At 64.0% G+C, this 12,445-nt stretch carries 11 protein-coding genes; 6 read left to right on the forward strand and 5 right to left on the reverse strand.

What is annotated here, in order from left to right:
- The first annotated feature begins 119 nt into the window (after window positions 1-119).
- From pilB to QE399_RS01285, 6 genes are all read left to right on the forward strand, one after another.
- Window positions 120-1,856 (forward strand): type IV-A pilus assembly ATPase PilB, encoded by a 1,737-nt coding sequence (pilB, locus tag QE399_RS01260; protein ID WP_309825537.1) that lies wholly within the window; start codon window positions 120-122, stop codon window positions 1,854-1,856.
- Between the two features lie 17 nt (window positions 1,857-1,873).
- Window positions 1,874-3,091: a type II secretion system F family protein gene (locus tag QE399_RS01265; protein ID WP_309825538.1), complete on the forward strand. Its 1,218-nt coding sequence runs from the start codon at window positions 1,874-1,876 to the stop codon at window positions 3,089-3,091.
- Window positions 3,091-3,990, forward strand: coding sequence for a prepilin peptidase (locus QE399_RS01270; RefSeq protein WP_309825539.1), 900 nt, complete (start codon window positions 3,091-3,093; stop codon window positions 3,988-3,990). Before QE399_RS01265 ends, QE399_RS01270 begins: the two co-directional genes overlap by 1 nt.
- Window positions 3,991-4,620, forward strand: coding sequence for a dephospho-CoA kinase (gene coaE, locus QE399_RS01275; protein WP_309825540.1), 630 nt, complete (start codon window positions 3,991-3,993; stop codon window positions 4,618-4,620).
- 79 nt (window positions 4,621-4,699) lie between these two features.
- Window positions 4,700-5,458 (forward strand): cell division protein ZapD, encoded by a 759-nt coding sequence (gene zapD / locus QE399_RS01280; protein ID WP_309825541.1) that lies wholly within the window; start codon window positions 4,700-4,702, stop codon window positions 5,456-5,458.
- A gap of 16 nt (window positions 5,459-5,474) precedes the next feature.
- On the forward strand, window positions 5,475-5,699 hold the full coding sequence (locus tag QE399_RS01285; RefSeq protein ID WP_309825542.1) for a DNA gyrase inhibitor YacG: 225 nt from the start codon (window positions 5,475-5,477) through the stop codon (window positions 5,697-5,699).
- A gap of 66 nt (window positions 5,700-5,765) precedes the next feature.
- Here QE399_RS01285 and QE399_RS01290 read toward each other — a convergent pair whose 3' ends face one another.
- The 5 genes from QE399_RS01290 to QE399_RS01310 all read right to left on the reverse strand — a co-directional run bounded on the left by QE399_RS01290 (window position 5,766) and on the right by QE399_RS01310 (window position 12,424).
- Window positions 5,766-6,248, reverse strand: a complete 483-nt coding sequence (locus QE399_RS01290) for an NUDIX domain-containing protein (RefSeq protein WP_309825543.1) — start codon at window positions 6,246-6,248, stop codon at window positions 5,766-5,768.
- 85 nt (window positions 6,249-6,333) lie between these two features.
- The gene (locus QE399_RS01295; RefSeq protein ID WP_309825544.1) at window positions 6,334-7,212 is read right to left on the reverse strand and encodes an ATP-binding protein; all 879 of its coding nucleotides are present in this window, start codon (window positions 7,210-7,212) and stop codon (window positions 6,334-6,336) included.
- Window positions 7,213-7,228: 16 nt separating this feature from the next.
- Window positions 7,229-8,461, reverse strand: a complete 1,233-nt coding sequence (gene argJ, locus QE399_RS01300; RefSeq protein ID WP_309825545.1) for a bifunctional glutamate N-acetyltransferase/amino-acid acetyltransferase ArgJ — start codon at window positions 8,459-8,461, stop codon at window positions 7,229-7,231.
- A 95-nt stretch (window positions 8,462-8,556) separates the two neighbouring features.
- Window positions 8,557-11,304, reverse strand: a complete 2,748-nt coding sequence (gene secA, locus QE399_RS01305; protein WP_309825546.1) for a preprotein translocase subunit SecA — start codon at window positions 11,302-11,304, stop codon at window positions 8,557-8,559.
- Between the two features lie 136 nt (window positions 11,305-11,440).
- Complete coding sequence (locus QE399_RS01310; protein WP_309825547.1) at window positions 11,441-12,424, reverse strand: M23 family metallopeptidase; 984 nt, start codon at window positions 12,422-12,424, stop codon at window positions 11,441-11,443.
- Window positions 12,425-12,445 lie beyond the last annotated feature (21 nt).

Below are 12,445 nucleotides of genomic sequence, written 5' to 3' on the forward strand. Positions count from 1 at the left end.
GGTCTGCCATGCGTCCGGCGGCCGCAGCCCCCTCCATGATGTGGCTGCCTGTACACGGTACAGGCGATCAGCGATGATAGGATGGTTTATTCCTCCATCCCCCCGAATTCGCTGTTTACATGGCCGCCTTAGAAACCCCGCCAAAAGATGCACCCATGATCGCGCTTCCCGGATTGGGACGTGCATTGATCTCGGCGGGAAAGCTCACCCAGGCAGCGGCGGAAGATATTTTCAAGAAGGCCCAGGCTGGGCGCGTCAGCTTCATCGCAGAACTGACCAAATCGGGCAGCATTTCCCCAGTGGAACTCGCCCATACCGTATCAGCGGTCTTTGGCGCTCCCCTGGTGGACATCGAAGCCATCGACCCCCAACGGTTTCCCAAGGATCTGCTGGACGGCAAGATCTGCTATGCCTACAAGGTCATCGTGCTGAGCAAGCGGAACAACCGCTTGATCGTTGCGACCGCAGACCCCACGGACCAGGAAGCCGCAGAGAAAATCAAGTTCAGCACCCAGATGGGGGTGGACTGGATCATCGCGGAATACGACAAGATCATCCGCCTGGTCGAAAGCACTTCGAAGAGCGTCAGCGAATCGATGGAGACCCTTTCCAGCGGCGGAGACATCGATTTCGATTCGATCTCCACGGAGGAAATTGCAGAGCCCGATACGAGCGCGACGACGGAAGTCGAAGATGCGCCCATCGTCAAGTTCCTGCACAAGATGCTGCTGGACGCATACCACATGCGGGCATCCGACCTGCATTTCGAACCTTACGAGCACCAGTACCGGGTGCGGTTCCGCATTGACGGCGAACTGCGGGAAATCGCCAGCCCGCCCATCGCGATCAAGGACAAGCTGGCTTCGCGGATCAAGGTGATCTCCCGGCTGGACATATCGGAAAAACGCGTGCCGCAGGACGGGCGGATGAAGCTCAAGGTGGGAGCGGACCGTGTCATCGATTTCCGCGTGAGCACCCTGCCCACCCTCTTCGGCGAGAAGATCGTGATCCGGATTCTGGACCCGAACAGCGCCAAGCTGGGCATCGACGCACTGGGTTATGAGTCCGAGGAGAAGGAACGGCTGCTGCGCGCCATTGGCCGGCCCTACGGGATGATCTTGGTCACCGGCCCGACTGGCTCGGGCAAGACGGTGTCGCTGTATACCTGCCTGAATCTGCTGAACAAGCCCGGCGTGAACATCGCGACGGCCGAGGACCCCTCGGAAATCAACCTGCCGGGGGTGAACCAGGTCAACGTGAATGAGAAGGCCGGCCTGACGTTTGCCGCGGCGCTCAAGTCCTTCCTGCGGCAGGATCCTGACATCATCATGGTGGGGGAAATCCGCGATCTCGAAACGGCGGACATCTCGATCAAGGCAGCCCAGACCGGGCACTTGGTGCTCTCCACGCTGCACACCAACGATGCCCCTACGACGCTCACGCGGATGCGCAACATGGGCATTGCCCCGTTCAACATCGCATCCAGCGTGATCCTCATCACGGCCCAGCGGCTCGCACGCCGCCTGTGCCTCCAGTGCAAGGCCCCCGCCGACATTCCAGTGGAAGCCCTGCTGGATGCGGGCTACGACGAAGCAGAGGTCGATGGCTCCTGGGTCACCTACAAACCCGTGGGTTGCTCCGCGTGCAACAACGGCTACAAGGGCCGCCTCGGCATCTACCAAGTCATGCCTATTTCCGAAGAGATGCAGAAGATCATCCTGCGCGACGGGAGCGCCCTGGAGATTGCGCAACAAGCCAAGATGGAAGGCGTGCGCTCCCTGCGTGAATCAGGCCTGTACAAAGCCAAGATGGGTCTCACTTCGCTGGAAGAAGTGCTGGCCGTCACCAACGAGTAACCACAGAGAGACTCAAGATGGTCACCGCAGCGAAGAGGGATATCAAGGACTTTGTCTACGAATGGGAGGGCAAGGACCGGCACGGGAAGGTGGTGCGCGGGGAAATCAGGGCCTCGGGAGAAAACCAGATCCAGGCCACCTTGCGGCGCCAGGGCGTGTTGCCCGTCAAGATCAAGAAACGGCGCACCAAGTCCGGCAAGCGCATCAAGCCCAAGGACATTGCACTGTTCACACGGCAGATGGCCACGATGATGAAGGCGGGCGTACCCCTGCTGCAGTCCTTCGACATCGTGGGGCGCGGCAATGCCAACCCCAGTGTTGCCAAGCTGCTCAACGACATCCGCAGCGATGTCGAAACCGGCACCTCGCTCAGCGCGGCGTTTCGCAAGTACCCCATGTACTTCGACAGCCTCTACTGCAACCTGGTCGAGGCCGGTGAAGCGGCCGGTATTCTCGAAGCCTTGCTGGACCGGCTGGCCCTGTACATGGAGAAAACCGAAGCGATCAAGTCCAAGATCCGCTCCGCGCTCATGTACCCGACTTCCGTGGTCATCGTGGCATTCGTCGTCGTCACGATCATCATGATCTTCGTGATTCCCGCGTTCAAGGAGGTCTTCAGTTCCTTCGGCGCCGACCTGCCGGCGCCCACGCTTTTCGTCATGGCCATCAGCGAGATTTTCGTGAGCTGGTGGTGGCTGATCTTCGGCGTGGTGGGTGGCGGAATCTACTTCTTCATGCAGGCCTGGAAACGCAACGAGAAGATGCAGATCTTCATGGACCGGGCCCTGCTCAAGCTACCCGTCTTCGGCCCGCTCATCGACAAGTCCTGCGTTGCGCGCTGGACGCGGACGCTGTCGACGATGTTCGCTGCCGGCGTGCCGCTGGTGGAAGCCCTGGATTCGGTCGGCGGCGCGTCGGGCAACTATGTCTATGCCAGCGCAACCGAGAAGATCCAGCAGGAAGTGTCGACCGGCACCAGCCTGACAGCCGCCATGACGAATGCGAACGTGTTTCCGTCCATGGTGCTCCAGATGTGCGCCATCGGCGAGGAATCCGGCTCCATCGACCACATGCTCGGCAAGGCGGCGGACTTCTATGAATCGGAAGTGGACGAGATGGTTGCCGGCCTGTCCAGCCTGATGGAGCCCATCATCATCGTCTTCCTGGGCACCCTCATCGGCGGCATCGTGGTGTCGATGTATCTGCCGATCTTCAAGCTGGGCCAGGTGGTCTGATGCCCGTGGCTGACTGGATGGATGCCGCACTGCTCGGCGTCTTGGGGCTGCTTGTCGGCAGCTTCCTCAATGTGGTGATTCACCGTCTTCCGAAGATGATGGAGCGCCAGTGGGCGGCCGAACATGCTCAGTATGCCGCCGACACGCAGGCTGCCGCGCACGACGTGGCGCCATCCATCGCGGAGCAGGCCCCACCTGGCGCGGAGCGATTCAACCTGTGGCAGCCGCGGTCACGCTGCCCCTCCTGTGGGTACGCCATCGCCTGGTACGAGAACGTTCCCGTCGTGAGCTACCTGTTTCTCCGTGGGCGGTGCTCGGCGTGCAAGGCCCCCATCAGTCCGCGCTACCCCCTGGTGGAGTTGCTGACAGCGGCACTTTTCTTCTGGTGCGGCGCGCGGTGGGGGCTGTCCGCCACCGGCGCGGTCTGGTGTGCGTTCTCCGCGGCGCTGGTGGCACTGGCTTTCATCGACTGGGATACGACGCTACTGCCCGACGACATCACGCTGCCGCTGCTGTGGGGCGGGATGCTGGCCGCCGCGTTCCATGCCACTGCCGTACCGTTGTTTTCGTCGGTTCTAGGTGCAGCGGCTGGCTACCTCGCCCTGTGGACGGTGTATTGGGCGTTCAAGCTGGCCACCGGCAAGGAAGGCATGGGCTACGGCGACTTCAAGCTGTTCGGCGCTCTTGGCGCCTGGTTCGGCTGGGAGGCGCTGGTACCCATCATTCTGGTCGCGTCGGTGATCGGCGCCATCGTGGGCATCGGCATGAAATTCGCCAGCAGCCTGCGCGAAGGAGGATATGTCCCCTTCGGCCCCTTCCTGGCCGGGGCGGGGCTGACCGCCATGGTGTTCGGCCCGCAGCGCGTCATGCAGGCCATCCTGGGCGCGCTGGGCCTTTGAATGGACATCCGCTGCCGGACTGAGCCTCGCCCACTGCGCCTGGGTCTCACAGGCGGGATCGGAAGCGGCAAGAGCACCTTCGGGCAGATGCTGGCGAATTGCGGAGCCAGGGTGGTGGATGCCGACCAGATCGCGCGCAGCCTGACGGCAGCTGGGGGCGACGCGATCGGGGCCATCCGGACCGCATTCGGGCCTGGCTTCATCGGGGCCGATGGCGCGATGGACCGCGCAGCCATGCGGAGCCACGTCTTTGCGGATGGGGCCGCCAAGGCCCGGCTGGAGGCCATCCTTCACCCCCTGGTCGGCGCTGCCATCCAGCGAGCAGCCCAGGCCGCGGAAGATACGGGCTGCCGCTTGCTGGTACTGGATATTCCGCTGCTGGTGGAATCAGGCCGCTGGGCGGGCCAGCTGGATGCGGTAGCGGTCGTCGATTGCACCGAGGCCACCCAGATCGCCCGCGTACAGGCCCGCAGCGGCCTGGAAGTTGCGGCGATTCAGGCCATCCTGGCGTCCCAGGCCCCGCGCGAACGCCGAAGGCGCGCCGCCGACATCGTGGTGTACAACGAAGGCATTTCACTGACAGACCTGCAGGCGCACGCGCGGCAGACTGCCGCTTTGTTCGGGCTATGATGCCTTCCATTCCATGCAGCGCCCGGATGCACGGCGCCGCATGACTGCCTTGATACCGTGCGGCCAGGAACCTCTTAGCGTGATCCTTTACGAATACCCCTTCAACGAACGCCTGAGAACCTATCTGCGTCTGGAGCAGTTGTTCCGCAGACTGGGGGAGTTGATTCCGCGCATCCACGCCCTGGACCACCACTACGCGCTGGTGACGATCTTCGAGATCATGGACGTGGCGGCACGCGCAGACCTGAAGTCCGACGTGCTCAAGGACCTGGAAAAGCACAAGCACCAGCTCGACAGCTACCGAGGCAATCCCTCCATCTCAGAAGCTGCGCTCGACAGCGTCATCGCACAGCTGGACCGCTGTTTCACCGCACTCAATACGCAGAACGGCAAGGCCGGCCAGCCACTGACCGAAAACGAATGGCTGATGAGCATCCGCAGCCGCGTCGGCATTCCTGGCGGCACCTGCGGATTCGATCTGCCCGCCTACTACGCGTGGCAGCACCATGCGCCCGAACTGCGCCAGCGCGATCTGGAAACCTGGGCATCCACCCTCGCACCGCTGGCCGAGGCCATCTATGTGCTGCTCAAGCTGCTGCGCGACTCGGGTGTGCCGCAGAAGATCGCAGCCGACCATGGACAGTTCCAGCAGAACCTGCCCCAGGGGCGAACGTTTCAGCTGCTGCGGCTGCGCATCGACCCGGCGCTGAACGTGATACCCGAAATCAGCGGCAACCGGTTGATCGTTTCCGTTCGGTTGATGCGGCAGGAGGCCGAGTCCGGCCGGTTGCACCCCTGCGCCGACGACGCCGCGTTCGAGCTCACCCTGTGCGCATGAGCGCGGGCGGACAGACATGAGCACCGCAAGCAAACGCGTCCCCTCCGACGCCGAGAAATGGGTCGAGTGCCCGACCTGCAACGGCCCCAGCCTGTACAGCCCCGCCAACCGGTTCCGGCCGTTCTGCAGCGAGCGGTGCAAGCAGATCGACCTGGGCGCCTGGGCCAGCGAGGAGTTCCGCATGCCCACGGAAGCCCCGCCTGAAGACGCGGAGTTCGGGGATCCGCGGCATCTACCCTGACGCCATTTCTAGCCGAAACGGCCGCTAGCCCTTGCAGGAAAAGCGCAAGGCGCTATCAATTTTGCACTACTCCAGCACGGTCGGGTCGAAGGCCTCACCGCGCTCCTCCGCAAGCCATTCCAGCACCGGATAGGCGCCCGGCAGCACGGGCTTGACCTGCACAGGCCACGCTTGCCAAGCCATGGTCTGGCCTTCGCGCATTTCGAACTCACCCGTCCACGCATGGACCTTGCACCAGTGCAGCCGCACCAGGGCATGCGGGTAATCGTGCTCGGTCACCTTCCAGACCTGGGCCTGCCCGATGGTGATGCCCAGTTCCTCGATCAACTCCCGGCGCAGCGCCTGCTCCACGCTTTCATCGCCCTCGATCTTCCCCCCTGGGAACTCCCAGTACCCGGCGTAGGGCTTGCCCGCAGGGCGGGTGGACAACAGCAGCGCGCCATCGGCCCGGATGAGGATGCCGACAGCGACCTCGGTGTGCTTGCGCGTGGCAGGTGCGGCGGGCGCACCGGAGGGGCCGTCTTGCGGCTGTTCAACGTTCTTCGTCATGGTGGTCATGGATCAATCGGCGCTGCCGGCGGCAGCGCGGACAACGGCGAGGCGCCCCGCAACCGCGGAGCCCCTGGCGCCGTCTTCAGGTCATCAGCCCGCGCCGGCCGGCGAAATCGCGGGCGAATTGGTAGGCCACACGGCCGCTGCGCGAACCCCGCTCCAGCGCCCATACCAGCGCCTGCGGACTCGCCGCTTCGATCACATCGGGCTCCGCGCCCAGTGCGGACAACCATTGCGCGACGATGGTGAGGTACTCCTCCTGGCTGAAAGGATAGAAGCTCACCCACAGGCCAAAGCGCTCCGACAGCGAGATTTTTTCTTCCACGGCCTCGCCGGGGTGAACCTCGCCGTCGGCCGTATGCGTATAGCCGAGGTTTTCCTTCATGTACTCCGGGAGCAGATGGCGGCGGTTGCTCGTGGCGTAGATGAGCACGTTGGGCGTAGCGGCAGCGATCGAGCCGTCGAGGATCGACTTGAGCGCCTTGTATCCCGCCTCGCCATCCTCGAAGCTCAGGTCGTCACAGTAAACGATGAATTTCTCCGCCCGGCCGGCAACGACCTCGACGATGTCGGGCAGATCCGTCAGGTCGGCCTTGTCCACCTCAATGAGCCGCAGGCCCTGGTCGGCATAGGTGTGCAGGCAGGCCCGGATCAGGGACGACTTGCCAGTGCCTCGGGCGCCCGTGAGCAGCACGTTGTTGGCCGGCTTGCCTTCCACGAACTGCTGCGTGTTGCGCTGGATCTTCTCCTTCTGCGCGTCGATCTCCTTGAGATCCGACAACTGCATGCCCGCGACATGGCGCACGGGCTCCAGCACGCCGTGGCCGCTGCTGCGCTTGCGGTAGCGCCAGGCGACGGCGGCCGACCAGTCGGGTGCCGCCAGCGGTTGCGGCAATACGGCTTCGATGCGCGCGATCAACTGCTCGGCGCGTGCCATCAGGTGTTCGAACTGCGCGTTCATGGCTGCTCGCGGGTGTTCAAGAACGGTAGTCCGCGTTGATGGTCACGTAATCGTGGCTGAGATCGCAGGTCCACACGGTGTCGACCGCGTCGCCGCGGCCCAGCGCCACGCGCACCGTGATCTCGCTTTGCTTCATCACGCGCTGGCCGTCCTCTTCGCGGTAGGCAGGATTGCGCCCGCCCTGCACGGCCACATGCACATCGTCCAAGAACAGGTCGATCTTGGACTGGTCCAGGTCCTCGATGCCCGCATAGCCGACGGCCGCCAAAATGCGCCCCAGGTTCGGATCGCTGGCGAAGAACGCCGTCTTGACCAGCGGCGAATGCGCGATCGCATACGCCACCTGGCGGCATTCCTCATCGGTCTTGCCCCCCTCGATGCGCACGGTGATGAACTTGGTGGCGCCTTCGCCGTCCCGCACGATGGCCTGGGCCAGTTTTTGCGCCACTTCCAGCAGGCCGGCCTTCAGCGCCTGGCCATCGGCGCTGTCCAGCGAGGTGATCTCGGCATGGTCCGCGCGGTGCGTGGCGACCAGCACGAAGGAATCATTGGTCGACGTGTCACCGTCGATCGTCACCCGGTTGAACGACTGGTCCGCCAAATCACGTACCAGTTGCTGGACCAGCGCGGGAGCGACCTTCGCATCCGTCGCGAGGAAGCCCAGCATCGTGGCCATGTTGGGCCGGATCATGCCAGCGCCCTTCGAGATGCCGGTGATGGATACCGTGGCACCCCCACTCAGTTGCACCTGCGTGCTGAAGGCTTTGGGCAGCGTATCGGTGGTCATGATGCCCTCCGCCGCGCGCCCCCAGTGCGCAGGCTGCGCATCGGCCAGCGCGGCCGGCAGGGCAGCGGCGATCCGGTCGTGCGGCAGCGGTTCCATGATGACGCCCGTGGAGAACGGCAGTACCTGCTGCGGCGCAATGCCGAGTTGCGCGGCCAGCGCCTCGCAGGTGACGCGTGCGCGTTGCAGGCCATCCGCGCCGGTTCCGGCGTTGGCATTGCCGGTGTTGACCACCATGGCCCGCACCCCCTGCGCGGCCTGCAGGTGCTCCCGGCACACCTGCACGGGTGCGGCGCAGAAACGGTTCTTGGTGAACACACCCGCGACGCTAGCGCCTTCGTCCAGCAGGAAGACTGTCAGATCCTTGCGTTGCGCCTTGCGCACGCCGGCCTCGGTCACACCGATACGGACGCCGGCAATGGGGTGCAGGTCGGAAGCGATGGGGGCGGAAAGATTCACGGGCATAAGGAGTGTTCCTTGCAAATGAGGGACCGCCGGTCAAAGACGGCCTGCAAAAAGCACACACGGGCCGCAGCCCGTGTGTGTCGAGAAGGAAGGTATCAGGCCAGCTTGCCGTGGCACTGCTTGAACTTCTTGCCGCTGCCGCACGGGCAGGGATCATTGCGGCCCACTCGGGCGCCGTTCGCATCGCCTGCCGGCTGGCTTTCAGCAGTGGTTTCCACCTCGCCGGTCTCGGTCGGTGCGCTATAGGTCACGTTGGCGATGTTCTCGCCGCGGCTCTCCAGGGCCTCTGCAGCCTCTTCTAATTGGGCGCTGGACTGCACCTGCACGGTCATCAGGACCTTGGTCACGCCCGTCTTGACCTGGTCGATCAGCTGACGGAACAACTCGAACGCCTCGCGCTTGTATTCCTGCTTGGGCTGCTTCTGGGCATAGCCGCGCAGATGGATGCCCTGGCGCAGGTAATCCAGCGCGCTGAGGTGGTCGCGCCAGTTGGAGTCGAAGGTCTGCAGCAGCACCATGCGCTCGAACTGCGTAAAGTTCGCCTCGCCCACCTGCGCCACCTTGGCATCGAAGGACTCCCGAGCCACAGTCAGCACACGCTCCAGGATCTCGTCGTCCGTGATCGCATCGGCGGCCTGCACTTCTTGCTGGAGCGAAAGGACCAGTTGCCACTCTTCCGCGAGCACTTTCTCCAGGCCAGCGATGTCCCACTGCTCTTCCACCGATTCGGCCGGCACGTACTGGCGCACCACGTCGGTCAGGCAGTCGTCGCGCATCGCCGCGATCAGCTCGGACAAGTCCGCCGCGTCCAGAATTTCATTGCGCTGCTGGTAGATGACCTTGCGCTGGTCGTTGGCGACATCGTCGTACTCAAGTAGTTGCTTGCGCACGTCGAAGTTGCGCGCCTCGACCTTGCGCTGCGCCGATTCGATGCTGCGCGTGACGATGCCGGCCTCGATGGCTTCGCCGTCGGGCATCTTCAGGCGGTCCATGATCGCCTTGACGCGATCGCCGGCGAAGATGCGCATCAGCGAATCGTCCAGGCTCAGGTAGAAGCGCGAAGAGCCGGGATCGCCTTGGCGGCCCGAGCGACCGCGCAGCTGGTTGTCAATGCGGCGGGACTCATGGCGCTCGGTGGCGATGATGCGCAAGCCGCCCAGGGCCTGCACCTTCTCGTGGTCGATCTTCCACTGGGCACGCAGTTCGGCAATGCGCGCCTGCTTGCTTGCCTCGTCCAGCGACTCGTCGGTCTCGATGGCCTCCACGGCCTTCTCGATGTTGCCGCCCAGCACGATGTCGGTGCCACGACCCGCCATGTTGGTGGCGATGGTGATCATGCCCACGCGTCCTGCCTGGGCCACGATGTCGGCTTCGCGGGCATGCTGCTTGGCATTGAGTACCTGGTGCGGCAAGCCGGCCTGCTGCAGCAGCTGATCGATGATTTCGGAGTTCTCGATCGACGTCGTGCCCACCAGCACGGGCTGCCCACGCTCGTGGCACTCCCGGATGTCCTTGATGGCGGCTTCGTACTTCTCGCGCGTGGTTTTGTACACGCGGTCCAGCTGGTCGTCGCGCTTGCTGGGCCGGTTCGGGGGGATCACCACCGTCTCCAGGCCGTAGATCTCCTGGAACTCGTAGGCCTCGGTATCAGCGGTACCGGTCATGCCGGCCAGCTTGGCATACAGGCGGAAGTAGTTCTGGAACGTGATGGACGCCAGGGTCTGGTTCTCGGCCTGGATCTCCACGCCTTCCTTGGCTTCCACGGCCTGGTGCAGGCCATCGCTCCAGCGGCGGCCTGCCATGAGGCGGCCGGTGAACTCGTCCACGATCACGATCTCGCCCTGCTGCACGACGTAGTGCTGGTCGCGGTGGTACAGGTGGTTGGCCCGCAGCGCCGCATACAGGTGGTGCATCAGCGAAATGTTGGCCGGATCGTAGAGCGAGGCGCCTTCGGCGATGAGCCCATGGGTCGCCAGCAGGCGCTCGGCGGTTTCATGGCCCTGCTCGGTCAGGAACACCTGGTGGGTCTTTTCGTCCAGCGTAAAGTCGCCCGGCTTGGTGACGCCCTCGCCCGTACGCGGGTCGGCCTCGCCCTCCTGGCGGACCAGGAAGGGCACGACCTTGTTCATGGCCACGTACATTGCCGTGTGGTCTTCTGCCTGGCCGCTGATGATCAGAGGCGTACGTGCTTCGTCGATCAGGATGGAGTCCACCTCATCCACGATGGCGTAGTTCAGGCCCCGCTGGACCCGGTCACCGGTCTCGTAGACCATGTTGTCGCGCAGGTAGTCGAAGCCGTACTCGTTGTTCGTTCCGTACGTGATGTCAGCGCCATAGGCCGCCTGCTTCTCTTCGCGCGGCATTTGCGGCAGGTTGATGCCGACACTCAGCCCCAGGAAGTTGTACAGCCGACCCATCCACTGGGCATCGCGGTTGGCCAGGTAATCGTTGACCGTCACCACGTGCACGCCCTTGCCGGACAGTGCATTGAGATACACGGGCAGCGTGGCCGTCAACGTCTTGCCCTCGCCCGTGCGCATTTCCGAGATCTTGCCGTAGTGCAGCGACATGCCACCGAGCAACTGCATGTCGAAGTGGCGCATCTTCATGATGCGCTTGGAACCTTCGCGCACCACCGCGAAAGCCTCGGGCAGCAATTCATCCAGGCTTTCGCCCTTCGCCACGCGCTCCTTGAATTCCTGCGTCTTGCCCCGCAAGGCCTCGTCGCTCAACTTCTCGTATTCCGGCTCCATCGCATTGATGCGAGCGACCGTCTTGCGGTATTGCTTGAGCAGACGGTCGTTGCGACTGCCGAATAGTTTGGTGAGGAAGTTGGTGGCCATGCGAACAGGACCGTGCTACACGCCCCAAGGCAGCAGCACGACCAGAATCCCTAAGAAAGAAGTGAATTCAGATGAGGCCCTTCGCCGGCGTTGCAAGCGGTGCGACGCGCGGATTCGGAAGCCCGGACGAAAGATTTTACCTGCCTGCTGCTGCGGTCTGGGCAGGTACCCGGGGCGACGTCCCGCCCGCCTGCGCCACCCGTGCGGCGTTGCCGTCGCCCTGGGCCATCAGAAACTTCTGCGGATCCTGGGGAACCCCTTCCACCAACACCTCGAAATGCAGGTGCGGCCCGGTGGAACGGCCTGTCGTACCCACCTCGGCGATCTTCTGGCCCCGCCGCACCAGATCCCCGCGCTTGACCAGGGTCTTGGAAGCATGGGCATACCGGGTGATCAACTGGTTGCCATGGTCGACCTCGAGCATGTTGCCGTAGGCGGGGTGGAACTCCTGGGTCACCACCATGCCGCCAGCGGCGGCGAGGATCGCCGTTCCCGTGTCTGCCGGAAAGTCCAGCCCGGTGTGCAATGCGGACTGCCCTGTCAGCGGGTCGATGCGCCAGCCGAAGGTCGACCCGATATCACGCCCCAAGACCGGAGCCTGGCTGGGCACCATGTTCTTGCGGATGCGCTGATCGAAGAGCCGGGACTCGACCACGGTCATCAGATCGACCCGCTGGCTGGTCACCTGTTCCAGCGCCGCGAGCGTGCGGTTCAGTTCCTCCATGCTCAGCGAATGGCTGGCCACCAGCGCGCCCCCCTGGCCCGGGGGCTTGGTAGAACTGACGGGTGGCATGCCGGCGAGCCCCATCACCCGGTCACCCAGCGACTCCAGTTGCATGACGCGGGCCTGCATCTCGCCGACCTTGCGGGCCATGGCGTCGAGGTTGGCACGCATGAAGCGGTCGCGTTCATCGAACTCGTCCTGCACGACGAGGCGGACCAGCGAACCGACGACGGGCCAGCCCTCACGCGCGCCCTTGAGGAACACCAGATGGTAGAGCCCGGCGGCCACCAGCATCAGGACCAGAGACAGAAGCAGGCCGACCGCCAGCAAACGCGCACCGGAAAGATGGATGGCCCGGCTGCGGGCCAGGCGCGCGTCCGTAATAATCACATGCACTAGGTTTACTCCACGCCTGTT

Source organism: Paracidovorax wautersii (assembly GCF_031453675.1).
GTDB lineage: Bacteria > Pseudomonadota > Gammaproteobacteria > Burkholderiales > Burkholderiaceae_C > Paracidovorax.